Origin of the sequence: Mycolicibacterium elephantis DSM 44368, assembly GCF_004014805.1 — a bacterium.
Taxonomy (GTDB): domain Bacteria; phylum Actinomycetota; class Actinomycetes; order Mycobacteriales; family Mycobacteriaceae; genus Mycobacterium; species Mycobacterium elephantis.
Genome location: NZ_ATDN01000045.1, coordinates 147269 through 165153 on the forward strand (window position 1 = coordinate 147269; position 17885 = coordinate 165153).

A 17885-nucleotide genomic window follows, 5' to 3' on the forward strand; every position below is an offset into this window, starting at 1 on the left:
GGTGAAGAAACATTATCAGTCCGGTAGAAGAACCATAATCAATAATGGAAATGCACATTTCCGGCTGAGGGCAGTGGTCATCGCTCATGAAACTCAGCCCTACTTCCGTACGACGTCGCGGGGCTCGGTCGCGAAGCTCAGCAGGAGCCGGTCGAGTATCCGCGCCGCGCGGGCGCGGGCCCGCCCCGGACTCTTGGCATGTGCCACCAGAAGCGCGCCCTCCTCCAGCGACGCGACCAGCATGTGCGTCAACTCGGCAACGGGCAGGTCGTCGATGTTGCCTTCGGCGATGGCATTGCGCACCATCTCGTCGATCAGCGCGATGCTGTTTTCTTCCTGGATCGCGCGCAGTGTCCGCCAGCCCAGTACGACAGGGCCGTCGACCAGCATGATGCGCTGCACTTCGGGTTCGAGCGCTGACTCGAGGAAGCCGTGCAGGCCGGCGCAGAGCCGTTCCCACGAGTCGGCACCCGGTGGCGGGGACGCGAGCGACCGCAATGTGAGGTCGCGTTCGACCTCCTCGAACACCGCGCGGAAAAGCTCGGCCTTGTCCTTGAAATGGTGGTAGAAGGCACCGCGGGTACCGACGCCGGAGGTCGTGACCAAGTCGCCGATGCTGGTGTTGAAGAAGCCCTTCTCGACGAACAGCGTGCGACCCGCGTCGATGAGGTCGCGGCGGGTCTGGTCTCCGCGCGCCCGTCGTTCGGAGTCTGTTCCGCCGCGCTTGGCCATGGCGAGCATGGTAGCAACCTGCATATTGTATGTTGCTGGAATGGCAGACGAAGGTGTTCGCGCGTACGGCTCGGTTGCCCCGCTGAAAGTCGGCCTGCTCAACGACTATCCGACCAGGTCCGGCACCGACGACGACACGCTGGACACGCTGCGGTTGGTTTTCGATGAAGCGGTCGCGGCAGGGGTGGTCGACCGGCCGATCGAGGTGGTCAGGCGCGACGTCATCGGCCTGCCGAACGGCACCTACCACGCCGTCGAACGCGGGTATGACGAGCTGGTGGCCGAAGGCTGCCTGGCCATCTTCGGCCCTTACGTGTCAGACAACGCGGTGCCGCTGACCGCGCACGCCGACCGGGTGGCCAAGGTTCCGAACATCATCCTGTCGGGGTCGGAGGGGGCGCTCGGCGAGTGGACGTTCGCACTCAACAACGGGTCGATGCCCGAGGAGCCGGTGATGCTCGCCGCGGTGATGCTCGGTGACGGCCGGTCGCGCATCGCGATCGCCTACGAGGCGTCGCTGATCGGCAAGGAGTACCTCGCGTTTGCCGAAAAGGCGTACTCCGCCGCGGGTTTGAAGATCGTGACCACGGCTGCCATCCCCCAGGTCGAAGCCGACAAGGCAGCGGTCGTCGCCGAACTTCGCGCCGCCGACCCCGACGCCCTCGTGCACGTGGGTTTCGGTCACGGACTGTGGGGCTTTTCGGATGCGCTGGAGGCCGCGGGCTGGGATCCGCCGCGCTACACCACCACCGCCTTCGAGATGGCGCACATCAACGCCGAGTGGATGCGGCAGTTGCGCGGCTGGACCGGCTTGGACAGCTACGACGAACGCAACGTCGTCGGCCAGGCCTTCCTCGACCGGTTCGAGGCGCGCTACGGCCGTCGTCCTACGCATTCGATGCCGGGCCTGTGCCACGACGTCGCAACCGTGATCGCTCGAGGTTTGGCGGCGGCGCGTCCGTTGACCGGCGAGGGCGTGAAGGAGGGTATCGAGCAGGTGAAGCTCGTGCCGTCGGCCAGCGGAGCGCCGGGAACGTTCTTGCGGTTCGGTCGCTATATCAGGCAGGGCTGGCTGGGCTCCGATTACCTGATCGCGCGTCGGATACTGCCGGACGGAAGCCGGCACGTATTCCACGCGGCGCCGAGTGACAACATCGCACGCGCGGTCGGTGCGGGTGCCGTCCGCTAGCGACCTCCGACGGGAAACGTGATGGTTGAACCGCAGCCGATCCGTCCAGATTGAGGGAGTGTCGGGATGACTCGTGTGATTCAGTGGGCCACCGGTGTCACCGGAATGATGTCGCTGCGGCACGTTCTCGGCCGACCCGACCTCACGCTCGTCGGGGTGCGTGTCTACGACCCCGCGAAAGCCGGAGTCGATGCCGGTGCGCTGTGCGGCGTGGGGGCGTCTACGATCTACTCGCGTCCGGAAAGAACGTGATCGCCACCGGCAGCAGGTTCATCCATCCACGCTCACTGCATGAATCGCTTGCAGAGAACATCGAGAGCGCCTGCAAGGCAGGGCAATCGTCGTTTCTCGGGCTGGGGCTGTATCCGGGTTTCGTGGCGGAGTCGATCGCGCCCGTTCTGTCGCGATTGACTCAGCGGACGAGCAGGATCAACGTTCGCGAGGTGCTCAACTACTCGACATATGCAAGCCACGACCTGATCTTCAACGCCGGGCTTCGGGCACGCACCCGAGGACACCACGCCGCTGCTGGCCAACCCGGACTACGCGGCCGGCGCATGGATCGGCAGCGCGACAGTGCTCGCTCAGGCACTCGGACTCGAGATCCAATCGGTGCAGGGGTTCCGCGAGGTCGCGACGACACCGCGCGCCCTGACCGTCGCCGCGGGCGACATCCCGGCGGGCACTGTCGGTGCGATGCGATTCGGTGTAGTGGTCGACTGCGGCGAGACCACGATGTCCGTCGAGCATCTCACCAGCATGGCCGACGATCTGGCTCCGGACTGGCCGACCGAGATCGGCTACGAGGTCACCTTCGAAGGTGAGCCGAACATGCGGGTCCATCTCGAAATCGGCTCCGCCGGCGAAGATCACGCCGAACAGGGCTGCCTGGCCACCACGATGCACGCGATCAATGCGATACCCACCGTAGTTGCCGCCGAACGCGGGCTGTACGACCTGTCCACTGTTGCGCCGTTTGTCGCGCACTGGACGAACCGCGCCGGTAACGTGGGTTCTCATATCTGATAAATGAAGTTCTCGACAGGAGCGTGTCATGGAGGATGTGCTGGGGTATCGGGGCAAGTCGGTTGTGGTGACGGGCTCGGCGTCCGGCATGGGGCAGGCCACCGCACAGATCCTCGTCGATCTCGGCGCGACGGTCACCGCCCTCGACATCAAACCCACGACCGTTCCCGTCGCGCGTGCGCTGCAGGTCGATCTGCGTGACCAGTCGAGCATCGAAGAGGTCGCGGCGGCCATCGACGGCCCGGTTGACGGGCTCTTCAGCTGTGCGGGGCTTCCCGGTCCGCCGTTCAGCGAGTGGGACACGATCCTGGTCAACTTCGTCGGAGCACGTCACCTGGCCGAGTGCCTCGTACCGAAAATGCCCGACGGGTCGGCGATCAGCGTCATCTCGTCGTCGGCCGCAATCGGGTGGCAGGACCACATCAAGGTCATCACCGGGTTGCTCGAGACCAAGGGGTTCGAGGCGGCTGTCGAGTGGTTGTCGGCCAACGAGAAGTTGTGGTCGTGGAGCGGCTACGCGTATTCGAAGTACATCATCGACGTGTGGGTGGGTTGGTGGTACCCCGAACTCGGTCGCCGCGGTATCCGGATCAACTGCATCAATCCGGGACCCACCGAGACCGCGATGATGCCGGCCTTCCAGGACCTGATGGGTAAGGACACCGTCGATCAGGCGGTCGGACCGATCGGGCGGTATTCGACGCCGGAGGAGCAGGCCTGGCCCCTGGTCTGCCTCGGGAGCCCGCGCTTCAGTTATGTCGGCGGTGAGGTGCTGTGGACCGACGGCGGCTGGAACGGCGCCATGACGATGGGCCGGCACCAGGCGCAGTGGGCCGACACGGCCGCCGCGGAGATGTCGAAGAACAGCTGAGCGAGCCAGGGCTCAGATGAAGTCCGAACCGCCGTCGACATTGACGGTGGCTCCGGTGACGTAGCCGTTCCGGCGTGACGCCAGATACGCAGTCGCCGAGGCGATCTCCTCGGGCAGCCCGGCCCGGCCGAGGTCACAGGGGTGACCGTAGGTGCGCTCCACCCACGTCATCACATCGTGCGGATCCGCGGAGTTCAGTCCGTCGGCGCCGAGCACGTCCCTGAGAATCTCGGTGAAACTCGCGGTCACAATGGTGCCCGGGCATACGCAGTTCACCAGAATGCCCTCTGGTCCAAGGCTCTTCGACAGATTCTTGGTGAAGCTCGACAACGCCGCTTTCGTTGCGGTGTAGGCGACAAGTCGCGGGCTCTGGCGCTGAATCGAGTGCGCGGACAGGGTGACGATTCGAGCCCAGTCGGCGGCACGCAGCATCGGGAGTGCTGCGCGCACGGATCGAACCGCGGACATGGTGCCCAGGTCGAAGGCGGCGTGCCAGTCGTCGTCGTCGAGATCTTCGAAGGCACCCGCGTCGGGTCCCACCGTGTGCACCAACACGTTCAGGTGTTTCCACGCTTCACCGACCGCGCTGTACCCTGCCGCGATCGAGCCGGCGTCGGCCATGTCGACGGTCAGTGCAAGCACCTCGGGTGCGCCGGTTTCACGGATCCGTTCGGCCGCGGCATCCAGGCCGCGCTGTCCACGCGCCATGATCGCCACCGATGCCCCTTCGGCGCCAAGCGTTTCGGCGATCGCCAGCCCCATGCCCTTACTGCCACCGGTGACGACGGCCGTCGCACCTTCGAAGCCCAAATCCATTGATCGGTCCCTTCTATCGGCCGCTCAAACCCTGCTTTGACTGCCTGATTCCGTTGTCTCTGCAGCGGAGTCGATGATCGAGCGGATCGTGCGCCGACACCTGCCGCAATCCGAACCGGCGCCGCATGCGGTGGACACCTGTCGTGAAGTGCAGGCGCCGGCGGCGACGGCATCGGAGACCGTCTCGACCGTGACGCCGAGACACAGGCAGACATACATCAGTGCAAGTCCGTCCCGGCCGTCTCGGCCAGTCGCATCGCATGGACGAACCGTCCGACGAAGACGGGCGGGTAGGCGCCGACCCCCGCGGATGCGAGCCATTCCGAGGCGATGTCGGAATGGGCGACCCACTGCAGCGCGTTTCGGGCCGTCGCAAGCAGGTGCAGGAACAGCACCTCACGGGGAGTGTCGAGGGCCCGGTAGACGAGGGTTCGGCGGATGCCCGACCGGGCGAAATCGGCCAGCGATTCGCGCACGCGATTCACGAAGACCTCGACATCCTCAACCCGGGTGACCGCGGCGACCACCACCTCGGTGCCCGGCGCCGGCGGTTCACCGAGGTCGAACCGTCTCACGGCTTCGCCTGCGAAGACGGCAGGAAGGTCTTCGACGCCGACTGCGTCGAACCATTCGAAGAAGTACGGCGAGCGGAGAAGGTCCAGCAGCGGCCGTTCGGAGCGGACACCGATGACGACCAGTACTTTCCCAGCCTCGACTATCGACTCGTACACGAACGCATATCGCGCACCGAGGTCGCGCAGACTCTCCTCGTGACGCGCGAGTACCGATCTCACGCGCTCGGATTCGCCGATTCGGAACTCGACAGCGAAGATGAAGCTGCGAACGGCGGCTGGGGCCATGCTGCGCCTCCTTCGACACCGATATACGCCGGCGCATCCGATCTTCGCGCGATGCGAGAATTCATATTCTCACATGGGCAGTTGCGGCGATAGCCGACCGTATCGCGAGCGTCCGGGCCGTGCATGCAGAGAGCGGGCCGGAAGAAACTCGCCATGACGAAGCCCGATAAAGCCTATTCTCACGAAGTGACCTACAGGGTGAAGGTTGGGCCGTATTACGACCCGTTCGACTTCGACATCGACGACGATCCTTACCCCGTGTGGAAACGGCTGCGTGACGAAGCGCCGCTGTACCACAACGACAAGTACGGTTTCTACGCGTTGAGCAGGTACTCAGACGTCGCCCGCGAATTGGCCAACTGGGAGGATTACCGGTCGGGCAAGGGTACCACCATCGAGTTCATCCTCAACGGCGTCGAGGTACCGCCGGGCATCATCCTGTTCGAGGACCCGCCGATCCATGACTTTCACCGGCGGCTGTTGTCGGGAGTGTTCACGCCGCGGCGCATGGCTGCCATCGAACCGCTGGCACGGGAGTTCTGTCGGCGCGCACTGGAACCCCTCGAGAAAGCGGAGACGTTTGACTTCATCGCCGACCTCGGCGCGTGGATGCCGATGCGCACCATCGGATACCTGCTGGGTATCCCCGAGGACAGGCAGATCGCGATCAGGCAGAACACCGACCGGCTTCTCGAACTCAAAGACGGCGAACTCGTCGATGTGGCCGACGACGTGCTGACGCGCCAAGGCTCGATGCTGGAGGAGTTCATCGACTGGCGTTACGACCACCCATCAGACGACCTGATGACGGAGCTGGTGAACGCTGAGATCGAGGAACCTGACGGCAGTACCAGGCGATTGACCCGCGGAGAGGTGCTGACCTATACCGGCACCCTCGTCGGCGCGGGAAACGAGACGACGACGCGGCTGATCGGCTTCGCCGGACAACTGTTGTCCGACCATCCGGACCAGCGCCGTGAACTCGCGGCGGATTTCAGCCTGATCCCCGCGGCGATCGAGGAGGTGCTGCGCTACGAGGCGCCGTCGCCTGTGCAGGCCCGCTATGTCGCTCGTGATGTCGAACTCTATGGTGAGACAGTCGCTGAGGGCTCGGTGATGTTGCTTATCAACGGCTCGGCGAACCGCGACGAGCGACAGTACCCGGATGCGGACCGGTTCGACATCCATCGGCAGGCCGCCCACTTGTCATTCGGGCGCGGCATTCACTTCTGTCTCGGCGCCGCATTGGCACGCATGCAAGCGCGCGTGGCGCTCGAGGAGGTGCTGACGCGTTGGCCGGACTGGGAAGTCGACTATGCGGCGGCCAAGCGTGCGCACACCACCAGTGTGAGAGGTTGGTCGACTCTGCCAGTGAGCGTGTGACATGGCGAATACCGTTGAGCGCGGCTCAAGATCCGGCATCGAATCATCCACCGTGACCCAGTTCTCGCCGTGGCCCGCCAGGGTCGGATGGGGCCTGTTTTTCGCCGCCTATCTGGTGTTCGCGGTCGTGACCATCGCGAACATCCAGTCGGGCCTGCACGGGCACCCGACCAGGACCAATCCGAATCCCGGCCCTGCTCCGTACCCACCGTTCCTCGGCTTCGACAACTGGCCGCTCGTCGTCGCCTTCAGTTCGATTCCGCTCGCCATCGGCCTTGTCGGCGTGCTGGGGTGGCTGTCCTGGCGCCAACGCAAGGTGCACTGGGCCGTCATCATCGCGTTCGCCGGGCTCATCACCGGGGCGCTGGATCCGCTCGCCAACTGGGCGACGTTCGCGATCTTCGATCCGCGGATGCTGCACTTCCCGTTTTCATGGCCGTATGTCAACATCGCACCGAATCTCGAACCCGCCCTGGCATTTCTGGGCGGCTATGCGGCCTACTATCTGCTCAACGGGCTGGGATTTCTGAAGTTGCACGACTTACTGCTGGACCCACTGATGCGGCGCACGCGTTGGCTGGCGGAGCGCAGGCTGATCAGGGTGTTCATCGGCGCGACGATCATCGCCATCCCAATCAACGGCGTCATCCAGTTCACCTGGATGCGGGCCGGGATCTTCTTCTACACCGAAGCCGTCGGGCCTGTGCTTCAGATCGGCCACATCCATTTTCCGCTGATCATGGCGCTCTACGATTCGGTGATCTTCGCGATGGTCGCGGTGATGTGTGTGCGTGATGAGAGCGGCGACCTGGTGCTGATCAACCGCATCGCGCGGTGGTTGCCCGCGCGGTCAGGCCGCCCGAAGGTGACGCTGACACGGCAGCTGTTGATCTCGGTGGCCGTGGGCCTGGTGTCGTTCTCATTGCCGTTGGCGGTGCTTGCCGGGCTGCGGGAAGCCGGCCTGTCGAGGCCCTCATTCGACCAGAATCCCTATCCCGAGATGAACCTGTACGACCCGTACGGGCATCTCGAAGGCGCCGGCAAACCGGGGCCGTTCTACCGGTGACATCAATGGCCACGTGCGAGGAGAGTGAGCAGATGGTGACAGATGGGCTCGGCAGACGATACCGAGTTGTCCACGCAGGCACCGGTTTCACCGGCCGTGAGGCATTACGCGCGGTGATCAATGATCCAGCGCTCGATCTCGTCGGGGTGAAGGTGTCGACGCCGGAAAAGGCCGGGCTGGACGCAGGCGAACTGTGCGGTGCACCATCTGTCGGCGTATCCGCGACCGACGACCTCGCAACTGTTCTCGCGTTGAAACCCGACTGTGTGACTTATTGCGCGACCGCCGTTCGACGCGAAGAAGAGGCGATCGCAGACATCGCCGCGTATCTCGACGCCGGCATCAACGTGGTGACGTTCTCGCTGATCCCCATGGTTTATCCCGCGGCGGCTCCCGCCGAATGGCGCGACACGCTGGAAAGCGCTGCAGCACGAGGCAACTCGACGTTCTATGCCACCGGCAGTGAGCCGGGGTTCATCAGCCTGAACATTCCCACGGCGCTGCTGGCAGGAGCCGGCCGCGTCGACTCGTACCGCATGGACGAATACGCGCTCGACCTCGACAAGTCCTACCCGATCTGGGATGTCCTGCACGAGTCGATGGGGTTCGGAAAGCCCGACGGCCATGTTCCGGTTCGGATCGCGTCGGGGAAGGTGGACAAGGACTGGGGCACGGTGGTGTCCTACATCGCCGACATCCTCGGCTTCGAACTCGAAGGAATCGAGCTGGACTGGGAGACGCTGCTCGCGCCGACCGATCTCTCCACCGCACTCGGTGTCATTCCCGAGGGCACGATCTGTGCGCACCGATGGCAGCTCTCCGGGATCGTCGGTGGCCGCCCTGCCGTCGCGGTTCAGTACTTCGCGACAGTCAGCAGCACGCCATGGCCTGATCGTTGGCCCAAGCCGGCCCGCGAGGGTCAAGGCGGAATGGTGTTCCGCGTCAAAGGAAATCCCAACATGGACCTCGAGCTTCACCTCGAGCAGTCGGAGACCGACCGGGTGAACCCGGGGGTCGCGGCCACGGCACTGGCGGCGGTGAACGCCATCCCCAGCGTCGTCGACGCGCCGCCAGGTGTGATCGCCAGGCCCTTGTCGGGGCCATCGGTCGTCACCCGGCAATCTGCGGGTTCGTCACCCGTCTGACAGAAGGCCGCTCAGCTGCTTGGCGAGGTCGGTCTTCTTGACCTTGCCCGTCGCCGTGAACGGCAGCTTCTCCTTCGGCGTGACCCAGATGAACTTCGGCACTTTGTATGCCGAGAGGCGGCTGCGCACCTGCGCCCGCAACTCCGCGGGGTCCAACTCGGCCTCACCGCGCGGCACCACCGCCGCCGCCACGATCGTGCCGTTGTGCCCGTCCTCGGCGCCGACGACGTACGCCTCGAGAACGCCGTCACAACCCGTCAGTGCCTGTTCCACCTCGCCAGGGGTGACGTTCGTCCCGCCGCCGGTCTTGATCAGATCGCCCAACCGGCCGGTGAACCTGATCCAGCCGTCGTCGTACTGCACTCCACAGTCGCCCGTGCGGTAATAGCCGTCCGGGGTGAACACGTCCTCGCGTTCGCGCTTGTACAACCGCTGCATCAGCGAGTAGCCGCGCACCCAGATTTCGCCGTCCGTGCCGGGGGGCACGGGGTCTCCCGTCGCGGGATCGACCAGCAGATGCGAGAGTCCCTCGATCGAATATCCACCCGTCTCCGCGCGCTCGGCCGGCTGGGCAGGATACGGATCGACACCGATGTGGTTGCCGCAGAGTTCGGTCATCCCCAGCGCGTTCGGACCTTTCGGTCGGCGTTCGGGCGGCACCATCGCGGGCATGCTGGTGCGCTGCACCGAGCTCAGGTCGCGTCGTGCGAAGTCCGGATGCTCCGCCAGCGACTTGCCCTGCTGTGGCCAACCCAGCGTGATGGTCGCGCGGTGCCGCTCGATCAACTCGAGCGCATCGGCCGCGTCGAACGCCGGTTGGGTGACCAGCGTTGCGCCGTGGTGGATCACGGCGTGAATGCCGGTGATCAAGCCGCCGACCCAGAAGAACGGCATCGAGGTGAACATCACCGTGTCGTTCGTGATGCCGTAGTCGAAGGTCAGGTTGTACGAGTGGCGTACCAGTGTGCCGTGGGTGTGCACCGGGCCTTTCGGGTCGCCGGTGCTTCCCGAGGTGTAGATGATCATCACGTCGTCGGCCGGCGTCACGCAGGACTCGACGTCGACCAGAAAGTCGAGCTCGAGTCCCGTCGCGCGGTCGGCCGAAAGCGCCGTCGTCCACGGGCGCTCACCCTCACCGAGCACCGCGATCATGCGCAGATATGGTGCGCCCCGGACGACCAGCCTGCCGGGGATGGCTTGGTCCGCGAGTCCTGGAAGTGCCTCCTCGAGCCGGTCGAGAAAGCTGTTGCCACGAAACTCCGGCCGGGCGATGATCGCCCGCAGGTCCGCGTGACGGGCCGTCCACGCCAGCTCCGGAGCCTTGTAGAACGTGTTCAGTGGCACCGCGACCGCGCCGATTCGGGTCGTTGCGAACCAGGTGACAGCCCAGTCGACGCTGTTGGGCATGAGTATGCCGACGTGATCGCCCTTGCCGAAGCCCTCGGCCAGCAGCGCCGTCGCCAACCGCGCCGACTCGAGGTCGAGGTCGGAATAGGTCAGCGTCTGCCCGTCGGCGATGAGGAACGGCTTCGCCCCGAAGCTCGCCGCGCACGACCGAACCAGCGCGGGGATCGTGGGCGTGATGCTCGGGAAAGGCACGACTGGAATCCTCCGCTCGGACGGGGTGGCCCACCCAGGATATCCACTCTGTCGAAAAGCGAGAATACTTGTTCTCGCTAGCCCTGCACGGCCATTACACTGCACGCATGTCGTCGTCGGACCGGCTGGAATCCCATCTTGAGATCGCGCAGTTGCCCAGCCGCTACGCCATGGCGCTGGATGCGCGCGATCTCGACGCCCTGGTGGCGTTGTTCGTCGACGACGTCGACGCCGGTGAGCACGGCAAGGGCAGAGCGGCGCTGAAAAGTTGGTACGACGAGGTGCTCCGCAGGTTCTATCGCAGCATCCATCTGATCTGCGGACACGTAATCGATTTCGTCGACGACGACCATGCGACCGGCTCGATCTACTGCCGTGCCGAGCATGAGGACGGCGACGGGTGGTTTGTAATCACGATGCGCTACGACGACGTTTACGAGCGCCGCGACGGGAACTGGTATTTCGTGAAGCGACGAGAACACCCCTGGTACTCGGTCGATGTGACCGAGCGCCCAGGGCCGGAGTTCATTCGATGGCCTACCGATGTACCGCTGCGTGCGCCGATGCCCCATCGGATGCCCACCTGGCGCGCATTCTGGGAAAGTGGAGACCCGGCGCTTCCCGGCCGCCTGTCCAGGCGGCCCTAGTGCGTTTACAAACCGCTATGAAAGTGCGATTCTCACATTCGTAAATGCTCGTTACCGGTTGTAGGAGGCCGTCATCAGCGTCGACAACGTACTAAGCGGGGTCCGTGTGCTCGAGGTTGCCGCGTGGACATTCGTGCCATCGTCCGGCGCGGTGCTCGCCGAGTGGGGCGCCGAGGTGATCAAGGTCGAGCCACGTGCGGGTGGAGATCCCCAGCGCGGTCTGGTCACCATGGGCATCGTCGACGAGGGGGGTGGTGCGGTCAACTACATGATCGAGATTCCCAACCGCGGTAAGAAGTCGATCGGCGTGGACCTGAGCACTTCGGGTGGCCGCGACGTGGTCCGCGAGCTGGCCAAGACCTGCGACGTGTTTCTGACCAGTTATCTGCCGGACCGCCGTAAGAAGTTCGGCATCGATGTCGATGACATTCGGGAAGTAAATCCGAGCATCGTGTACGTCCGCGGGTCCGGGCACGGCCCCAAAGGTCCCGACGCGAACAAGCCCGGGTACGACGGGGTGTCCTATTGGGCGCGGGGCGGTATCGCCACCGTCCTCACTGAAGACGCCGAGGAACTCGTCCGCTCCCGGCCGGCGTTCGGCGACCTCCTCGGCGGCATGACCATCGCGGGCGGCATCGCCGCCGCCCTGTACAAGAAGGCGACGACCGGTCAGGGGTCAGTTGTCGACGTGTCGCTGCTCGGGCTTGCCGCGTGGAACCTCAGTCCCGACGTCGCTGTGAGCCAAATCCACGGTGGCAGCGCCATTCCCAAGTTCGGCCACGCCGACGCGCCCAACCCGCTGGTGGGCACGTACCGCACGAAGGACGGGCGCTACGTCCAGTTGATGATGCTGCAACTCGACAAGTTCTACGCGGAGGCGATGCGGGTGATCGGCCTGCCCGAGTTGATCGATGATCCGCGGTTCGCCGACCCCGCATCGCGGTACGAGAATCGGGTGAGCCTGATCGCCCTGCTCGACGAGGCGTTCGCCAAACGCACGGTCGCCGAATGGCGCGAAATCCTGGCGCCGCTCTCGGGTGCGTGGGGAATCGTGCAGACACCGGCGGAAGTGTGTGAGGACCCCGCGGTCACCGCGAACGGATATGTCGCCCAGACCGAAACCGTCAACGGCGTTCCGTTCTCGATACCCACCAACCCCGTCCAGTTCGACGAGCGCTCGGTGGTGCCCACGGGTGCGCCCGAACACGGTCAGCACACCGAAGAAGTCCTGATGGACGCGGGACTCGACTGGGAAACCATCGAGAAACTGAAGGAGTCGGGGGCGATCCTGTGAGTGCGATGTCACCGGAAATAGGCAACGCATCCGTCGAATTCGACCCGTTCTCACAGGACTTCTTCGACGGCGCATATGACACCTACCGGCGTCTGCGAGACGAGGCCCCCGTCTACTACAACGCGAAGTGGGACTTCTGGGCGCTGACGCGCTACGAGGACGTGACCCCCGCGACGAAGGATCACGAGACCTTCTCTTCGGCCAAGGGCGCGACGCTGGACATGGTCAAGGCGCACGACGACGCGATTCCTGTGCCGAAGGTGATCATCTCGATGGACCCGCCGGAGCACCAGAAGATGCGCCGGCTGGTGAGCAACGTCTTCACCCCGCGTGCGATCGCGGCGCTGGAAGACATGGTGCGCGACAAGGTCTACGAGCGCATCGAGGCGCTCAACCCGAAGAGTTTCGACGTCGTCGCGGATTTCTCCGCGCTGTTCCCGAACGAGGTCATCACGACCATGCTCGGAGTGCCCGAGGAGGATCGCGACCAGATCCGGCACTGGCTGGACCTTCTGCTCGAGCGTCGCCCCGGTGAAATAGCGGTCCCCAGAGAGGGATACGAGGCCTCCATGAACACCGGCCTCTATTATTACGACCTCGTACAGCAGCGCAGGGCAGCGCCCCGGGATGACATGATCAGCCGTCTTATCGAGACCGAGATCGAACGCGACGGTGTGGTGGAAAAGCTCACCGACGTCGACATCACGGGCTTTGCGACGATGCTCGGCGGCGCGGGCGCCGAAACGGTCACCAAACTGATCGGCAACGCGATGGTCGCGTTCGCCGACTTCCCCGACCAGTGGCGAAAGCTCCGCGACGACCGAAGCAAGATCCCGGCCGCCATCGAGGAACTACTTCGGTACGAGGCGCCGTCGCAGTATCAGGTCCGGACCGCGACGCGAGACGTCACCTACTACGGCACCACCATCCCGAAAGATGCGGCCGTGTTGCTCGTCACGGGCTCGGCGCTTCGCGACGAGCGGATGTTCGACGACCCCGACCGGTTGGACATCGACCGGGAACGCAAGATGGGCTTCAATCTCGCGTTCGGCTATGGCGTGCACAGTTGCCTGGGAGCCGCCTTGGCGCGGATGGAAAGCCGTATCGCGCTCAACGCGCTGCTCGACCTCATTCCAGAGTACGAGGTCGACCGGGACGGTTTGCGGCGCGTGGCGATGTCGAACGTCTGCGGTTATGCGAACGTCCCGGTGCGCAGCAGGTCCTGAGGCGGCCGTCAACTCGGCAGGGCCGAGAGAGCCGCGGTAAGGGAACGGAAGTTTCCGTGGAACGCTTCAACGGATGATGTTGCCGCCGTGCCGATCGCCTTCATCGCGTGGTACTTGAACGCCCGCGCGGCAGAGCTGAGGCGATGTTGGACGTCGGATGCCGAAGCCGGTGCGGAGGGCCAACTTCCGCCCCACGCGGCGACGTCGACGCCGTGCCGTCGGGTGGCGTCGTTGACGGCGCGGCGCACCCCCTGAGGCCGCTCGTACATCACTGCGGCGAACGCGATCGCGGCGGGCCATTCCGGCCCGAAATCGAAACTCTGCGGCAGGATGTGAGCCTCGACGCCGAGGATCTGCAACGCTCGCGTATCGCCAATGGTTTCCAGATAGACCTCGACGCGCCACCCGACTCGCAGCGCGTCGGCGACGAGCCCACCGGCTGCCGACACCACATCCGCCGTATCAGGCGCCAGCACCAGCAGCTTGGGCGGTGCCGCGCGGCTCCGGTCCCGCCGGCTCCGGATCTGCCGCGAGGTCTGCGCCGCCGATGCCGCAGTCGGTTTCACCGGAACCTCCTCGAGTGTCCTGAAAATCAGGATATTCAATATGTGAGAATAGTCATATTCGCAGGACCACGCGTGACCACGTCGAGGCTCGCCGCGGTTAGCGTCGCCGGGTATTGCCGTCGACGAATCCGTTCACCACATAGGCCCGTACGAAGTCGGCTACGGCGTCGTCGTCGCGCATGTCGATGGTTGGAGACGGAGTGGTGAACAGCGAGAACAACATTCGGGCAAACCACTCTGTCGCCGAGGGCACGTCCAGGTCGGCGCGGACTTCTCCGGTGAGCCTGGCCGCCGCTACATAGGGCGCCAGGAAGTCGGCGCAGTCCTTGAGCAGGGTGGCCGCGTTCTTCGTCATCATGAGGTTCACCTCCTCCGGATCGAAGTACGCCTCTGGCTCGACGACCCGACGTGCCTGGGTGACGAAGACCGCGGCGCGCACCAGGCGGCCTTCCAGCGTGCTGCCACCGTGCCGGTCGATGGCCTTGGCCATGTTGCGGTAGAACCGCTGCGACGCCGCCTCGGCGCAGGCCTCGACGATCGTCTCCTTGTCCCGGAAGTACTCGTAGAACGTGCTGCGCGACACCCCGGCCGCCCGGGCGATGTCGACGATGGTCGTCTTGGCCAGCCCGCGGGTCCGGAAGCAGGCGAAGGCCGCCGAGATGATGGCATCTCGGGTGTCGACCGCCACCGACTGAGTCATGTCAGACGCCACCGCACGACATTAACCGCTCAGCGGTCCGGTGCGAGGATGAGGCCGCTGGTCGGGACGCCGGTACCCGAGGTCACCAGCACATGTTCGACATCGTCGACCTGGTTGTACGAGGTGCCGCGGATCTGCCGGACGCCTTCGGTGATGCCGTTCATCCCGTGGATGTAGGCCTCGCCCAGCAGACCGCCATTGGTGTTGATCGGCATTCGGCCGCCCAGCGAGAGCTCGTCGACCGACACGAAGTCCTTGGCCTCGCCTCGACCGCAGAATCCGAGCTCCTCGAGCTGGGTGAACACGAACGGGGTGAAATGGTCGTAGAGGAATGCGGTCGAGATGTCGTCCGGTTTCAATCCGGAGTCGCGCCACAGCTTGTCGCCGACCACCCCCATTTCGGGCAGGCCGGTGATGTCGTCGCGGTAGTAACTCGTCATCACCTCGCCGTCGTATGCCGCGCCCTGAGCCGCGGCCGTGATCACGGCAGGTGGCTTGGCGAGATCACGCGCGCGCTCGACGCTGGTCACCACCATCGCCACCCCGCCGTCGCTCTCCTGGCAGCAGTCGAGCAGCCGCAACACCGGCTCGATGATCCAGCGGGACTCCTGGTGCTGTTCGAGGGTGATCGGCTTCTGGTAGAACCAGGCATCGGGGTTGTTGGCCGCGTGCTTGCGGTCGATGACCGAGATCTTGCCGAAGTCTGCGTTGGTGACCCCGTAGGTGGTCATGTAACGCTGGGCGTGCAGGGCGACCCAGGCCGCGGGCGTCATGAATCCGAATGGGGCATACGGCGCCATCCACAGCGGGGTCACGCCGGGTTGGCGGCCGGCGCCGCCGAATCGGAACCCGGAGCGCTCGTTGAAGGCCCGGTAGCAGACGACCGCTTCGGCGGCACCGGTGGCGATCGCCATGGCGGCCTGCATCACGGTGCCCGCGGCGGCCCCGCCGCCGTGCGGAACGCGGGTGAAGAACGTGAGGTTCTCGATGCCGACGTTGCGGGCGACCTCGATCTCCTCGTTCTCGTCGACGGTGAAGGTCACCATGCCGTCGATGTCCTTCGGGCTCAGCCCAGCGTCGTCGATCGCGGCTTTGACTGCCTCGCAAGCGAGTTGCATCTCGGTCCGGCCCGATTCCTTGGAGAACTCGGTCTGGCCGATGCCGACGAGCGCGGCCTTACCGCCGATGCCCGTCACGCCTCGACTCCCTCGAGCAGGCTGAGCACCGCGGTGCCGGTGACGTGATCGCCGAGGCTGTTGGTGCCCTTGAAGGCGACCTCGACGGAACCTTCGCCGTTGGCCGACGACTTTCCTGTGACGCTGCCCTCGAACCGCAGCGGGTCGTTCGGATAGGCGGGCACCCCGAGTCGGATGGACAGCTTCTTGACCATCGCCTCAGGTCCGGCCCAGTCGTGCAGAAACCTCACACACAGCCCGTTCGTCGTGAGGATGTTGAGGAAAATATCCTTGGACCCTTGGGAGTTGGCGAAGTCGCGGTCGTGGTGCACCGGCATGTAGTCGCGGGAAGCGATGGCGCCGGCCACGATCAGCGTGGTGGTGACGGGTATTTCCATCGGTGTCACCTCGTCGCCGACGCTGATGTCCTTCCACGCCAGCGTGGTGGTGCGGTTGAGAGTGGAGGTCATGGGGTCAGTCCTTCCGCGAATGTTCTGCCGAGCCGGGCCAACTGCTGGGAGGCGGATCCGAGCGCAAGTTCAATCTGCTTGGCCCACAGGAAGTATCGGGACAAGGGGTAGGTCACGTCGATGCCCATGCCGCCGTGCACCTGCTGGGCTGACGCGGTCACCCGCGCCCCGGCTTCGGCGGCCCAGAACTTGGCGATCGCCGCTTCCCGCTCGGCGGGGCGTCCTTTGGCGACCAACCATGCCGCGTACCAGGTGGTCCAGCGGATCGCCTCGGTGTCGATGAATGCGTCGGCCAGACGTTGTTGGACGGCCTGAAACGATCCGATGGGACGCCCGAACTGTTCGCGCTCGCTGGTGTAGGAGGCGGCCAGTTTCAGCGCCCGCTCGGTCACGCCGATCTGCATCGCGCACAGACCGACCAGGGCTCTGGTGTACTGCGCTTTGACGATGCCAGCGCCGATGTCGCCTTCGGCGTTTTCGCTGAGCCGCCGCCCGACGGCGTCCGTCAACTCGATGTCGGCGAACGGTTCGCCGTTGGTCGTCGTCACAGGCGTCACCCGCACCCCGTCACCGGTTTCGACGACGAACAACCCCGGCCCGTCCTCGGTTCTGGCCGAGACGACGATCGCCGCGGCGAGTTGGGCGGCCGGCACCAACTCTTTGGTGCCGGTCAGCCGCCAGACGTCACCGTCGGATCGTGCGGCGGTGCGCGGTGCGGCCGGATCGGAGTTTCCCGGTTCGGCCAGGGCCGCGGTCAACAGGGTGCTGCCGTCGACCACCCCGGGCAGATAGCGTTGTTGCAGATCGGAATCACCGTGCCGGGCAATCGCTTCCGCGCCGAGGGCCAGCGTCGCGTACACCGGAACCGGCGCGACGCTGTACCCGACCTCGCTGAGCAGCACGCCCAGCTCCAGAAACCCGCCGCCGGTGCCGCCGACGGACTCGGGCAGCGCGATCCCCAGCAGGTCGGCCGCCGCCAGCTCGGCCCACAGCGCGGCGTCGTAGCGGATCTCGCCCGCCTCGAGCTCGGTCAGATGCTCCGGCGTGGCACGGTGCTCGAACAGCTGGCGGGCCACCTTGGCGACGGCCTCCTGCTCATCGGTGAAGGTGAAATCCATTG

General features: G+C 65.2%; 20 protein-coding genes. 10 read left to right on the plus strand and 10 right to left on the minus strand.

Going from position 1 to position 17885, the window contains the following annotated elements; all coding sequences use genetic code 11:
* Positions 1–99 precede the first annotated feature (99 nt).
* On the minus strand, positions 100–732 hold the full coding sequence (locus MELE44368_RS22270; RefSeq protein ID WP_046750564.1) for a TetR/AcrR family transcriptional regulator: 633 nt from the start codon (positions 730–732) through the stop codon (positions 100–102).
* A gap of 40 nt (positions 733–772) precedes the next feature.
* Between MELE44368_RS22270 and MELE44368_RS22275 the strand changes: the two genes are divergently transcribed.
* From MELE44368_RS22275 to MELE44368_RS22285, 4 genes are all read left to right on the plus strand, one after another.
* Positions 773–1921, plus strand: a complete 1149-nt coding sequence (locus MELE44368_RS22275) for an ABC transporter substrate-binding protein (protein WP_128110486.1) — start codon at positions 773–775, stop codon at positions 1919–1921.
* Between the two features lie 66 nt (positions 1922–1987).
* Complete coding sequence (locus MELE44368_RS27210; RefSeq protein WP_241566727.1) at positions 1988–2173, plus strand: hypothetical protein; 186 nt, start codon at positions 1988–1990, stop codon at positions 2171–2173.
* Positions 2174–2497: 324 nt separating this feature from the next.
* Positions 2498–2947, plus strand: coding sequence for a hypothetical protein (locus tag MELE44368_RS27215; protein ID WP_241566728.1), 450 nt, complete (start codon positions 2498–2500; stop codon positions 2945–2947).
* A 28-nt stretch (positions 2948–2975) separates the two neighbouring features.
* Entirely contained in the window at positions 2976–3818 is an 843-nt protein-coding gene (locus MELE44368_RS22285) for an SDR family oxidoreductase (RefSeq protein WP_128110487.1), read from the plus strand.
* Positions 3819–3830: 12 nt separating this feature from the next.
* On the opposite strand, the gene MELE44368_RS22290 is transcribed toward MELE44368_RS22285, so the two are convergent.
* From MELE44368_RS22290 to MELE44368_RS22300, 3 genes are read right to left on the minus strand one after another with little or no spacing between them, the layout of a single operon-like run.
* A complete protein-coding gene (locus MELE44368_RS22290; RefSeq protein WP_128110488.1) occupies positions 3831–4634 on the minus strand; it encodes an SDR family NAD(P)-dependent oxidoreductase in 804 nt (267 codons plus the stop codon).
* Positions 4635–4658: 24 nt separating this feature from the next.
* A complete protein-coding gene (locus MELE44368_RS22295) occupies positions 4659–4853 on the minus strand; it encodes a (2Fe-2S)-binding protein (RefSeq protein ID WP_128110489.1) in 195 nt (64 codons plus the stop codon).
* Positions 4853–5494 (minus strand): fatty-acid--CoA ligase, encoded by a 642-nt coding sequence (locus MELE44368_RS22300; RefSeq protein WP_128110490.1) that lies wholly within the window; start codon positions 5492–5494, stop codon positions 4853–4855. The genes MELE44368_RS22295 and MELE44368_RS22300 overlap by 1 nt, the downstream gene beginning before the upstream one ends.
* A 153-nt stretch (positions 5495–5647) precedes the next feature.
* Here MELE44368_RS22300 and MELE44368_RS22305 point away from each other — a divergent pair, with 153 nt between their 5' ends.
* Genes MELE44368_RS22305 through MELE44368_RS22315 form a run of 3 tightly spaced genes read left to right on the plus strand, consistent with a single transcriptional unit; the run spans position 5648 to position 9088 of the window.
* On the plus strand, positions 5648–6877 hold the full coding sequence (locus MELE44368_RS22305; protein ID WP_128110491.1) for a cytochrome P450: 1230 nt from the start codon (positions 5648–5650) through the stop codon (positions 6875–6877).
* Positions 6878–6929: 52 nt separating this feature from the next.
* Positions 6930–7943 (plus strand): spirocyclase AveC family protein, encoded by a 1014-nt coding sequence (locus tag MELE44368_RS22310; RefSeq protein WP_241566729.1) that lies wholly within the window; start codon positions 6930–6932, stop codon positions 7941–7943.
* Positions 7944–7975: 32 nt separating this feature from the next.
* Positions 7976–9088, plus strand: coding sequence for a dihydrodipicolinate reductase (locus MELE44368_RS22315; protein ID WP_206613833.1), 1113 nt, complete (start codon positions 7976–7978; stop codon positions 9086–9088).
* Here the strand turns inward: MELE44368_RS22315 and MELE44368_RS22320 are convergent.
* The gene (locus MELE44368_RS22320; RefSeq protein ID WP_128110493.1) at positions 9077–10687 is read right to left on the minus strand and encodes a class I adenylate-forming enzyme family protein; all 1611 of its coding nucleotides are present in this window, start codon (positions 10685–10687) and stop codon (positions 9077–9079) included. The genes MELE44368_RS22315 and MELE44368_RS22320 overlap by 12 nt on opposite strands.
* Positions 10688–10794: 107 nt before the next feature.
* Between MELE44368_RS22320 and MELE44368_RS22325 the strand changes: the two genes are divergently transcribed.
* The 3 genes from MELE44368_RS22325 (at position 10795) to MELE44368_RS22335 (ending at position 13854) form a co-directional block, all read left to right on the plus strand.
* Complete coding sequence (locus MELE44368_RS22325) at positions 10795–11334, plus strand: nuclear transport factor 2 family protein (RefSeq protein WP_128110494.1); 540 nt, start codon at positions 10795–10797, stop codon at positions 11332–11334.
* A 73-nt stretch (positions 11335–11407) separates the two neighbouring features.
* Positions 11408–12628 (plus strand): CaiB/BaiF CoA transferase family protein, encoded by a 1221-nt coding sequence (locus MELE44368_RS22330; RefSeq protein WP_128110495.1) that lies wholly within the window; start codon positions 11408–11410, stop codon positions 12626–12628.
* A 5-nt stretch (positions 12629–12633) separates the two neighbouring features.
* On the plus strand, positions 12634–13854 hold the full coding sequence (locus MELE44368_RS22335) for a cytochrome P450 (protein ID WP_128110535.1): 1221 nt from the start codon (positions 12634–12636) through the stop codon (positions 13852–13854).
* Between the two features lie 8 nt (positions 13855–13862).
* Here the strand turns inward: MELE44368_RS22335 and MELE44368_RS22340 are convergent, their stop codons facing one another.
* The 5 genes from MELE44368_RS22340 to MELE44368_RS22360 are packed head-to-tail and all read right to left on the minus strand — an operon-like array spanning position 13863 to position 17883.
* Positions 13863–14459 (minus strand): hypothetical protein, encoded by a 597-nt coding sequence (locus tag MELE44368_RS22340; RefSeq protein WP_128110496.1) that lies wholly within the window; start codon positions 14457–14459, stop codon positions 13863–13865.
* A gap of 58 nt (positions 14460–14517) precedes the next feature.
* Positions 14518–15120, minus strand: a complete 603-nt coding sequence (locus MELE44368_RS22345) for a TetR/AcrR family transcriptional regulator (RefSeq protein WP_128110536.1) — start codon at positions 15118–15120, stop codon at positions 14518–14520.
* Positions 15121–15149: 29 nt separating this feature from the next.
* Positions 15150–16316: a lipid-transfer protein gene (locus tag MELE44368_RS22350; RefSeq protein ID WP_128110497.1), complete on the minus strand. Its 1167-nt coding sequence runs from the start codon at positions 16314–16316 to the stop codon at positions 15150–15152.
* Complete coding sequence (locus MELE44368_RS22355; protein ID WP_128110498.1) at positions 16313–16765, minus strand: MaoC family dehydratase; 453 nt, start codon at positions 16763–16765, stop codon at positions 16313–16315. The genes MELE44368_RS22350 and MELE44368_RS22355 overlap by 4 nt, the downstream gene beginning before the upstream one ends.
* Entirely contained in the window at positions 16762–17883 is a 1122-nt protein-coding gene (locus MELE44368_RS22360; RefSeq protein ID WP_128110499.1) for an acyl-CoA dehydrogenase family protein, read from the minus strand. Before MELE44368_RS22360 ends, MELE44368_RS22355 begins: the two co-directional genes overlap by 4 nt.
* Positions 17884–17885: the final 2 nt, after the last annotated feature.

What these genes read in the sequence shown, in the direction of transcription:
- MELE44368_RS22270 (WP_046750564.1), bottom strand. Translation starts at nt 732, where the DNA reads ATGGCCAAGCGCGGCGGAACAGACTCCGAACGACGGGCGCGCGGAGAC.
- MELE44368_RS22275 (WP_128110486.1), top strand. Translation starts at nt 773, where the DNA reads ATGGCAGACGAAGGTGTTCGCGCGTACGGCTCGGTTGCCCCGCTGAAA.
- MELE44368_RS27210 (WP_241566727.1), top strand. Translation starts at nt 1,988, where the DNA reads ATGACTCGTGTGATTCAGTGGGCCACCGGTGTCACCGGAATGATGTCG.
- MELE44368_RS22285 (WP_128110487.1), top strand. Translation starts at nt 2,976, where the DNA reads ATGGAGGATGTGCTGGGGTATCGGGGCAAGTCGGTTGTGGTGACGGGC.
- MELE44368_RS22290 (WP_128110488.1), bottom strand. Translation starts at nt 4,634, where the DNA reads ATGGATTTGGGCTTCGAAGGTGCGACGGCCGTCGTCACCGGTGGCAGT.
- MELE44368_RS22295 (WP_128110489.1), bottom strand. Translation starts at nt 4,853, where the DNA reads ATGTATGTCTGCCTGTGTCTCGGCGTCACGGTCGAGACGGTCTCCGAT.
- MELE44368_RS22300 (WP_128110490.1), bottom strand. Translation starts at nt 5,494, where the DNA reads ATGGCCCCAGCCGCCGTTCGCAGCTTCATCTTCGCTGTCGAGTTCCGA.
- MELE44368_RS22305 (WP_128110491.1), top strand. Translation starts at nt 5,648, where the DNA reads ATGACGAAGCCCGATAAAGCCTATTCTCACGAAGTGACCTACAGGGTG.
- MELE44368_RS22315 (WP_206613833.1), top strand. Translation starts at nt 7,976, where the DNA reads ATGGTGACAGATGGGCTCGGCAGACGATACCGAGTTGTCCACGCAGGC.
- MELE44368_RS22325 (WP_128110494.1), top strand. Translation starts at nt 10,795, where the DNA reads ATGTCGTCGTCGGACCGGCTGGAATCCCATCTTGAGATCGCGCAGTTG.
- MELE44368_RS22335 (WP_128110535.1), top strand. Translation starts at nt 12,634, where the DNA reads ATGTCACCGGAAATAGGCAACGCATCCGTCGAATTCGACCCGTTCTCA.
- MELE44368_RS22345 (WP_128110536.1), bottom strand. Translation starts at nt 15,120, where the DNA reads ATGACTCAGTCGGTGGCGGTCGACACCCGAGATGCCATCATCTCGGCG.
- MELE44368_RS22355 (WP_128110498.1), bottom strand. Translation starts at nt 16,765, where the DNA reads ATGACCTCCACTCTCAACCGCACCACCACGCTGGCGTGGAAGGACATC.
- MELE44368_RS22360 (WP_128110499.1), bottom strand. Translation starts at nt 17,883, where the DNA reads ATGGATTTCACCTTCACCGATGAGCAGGAGGCCGTCGCCAAGGTGGCC.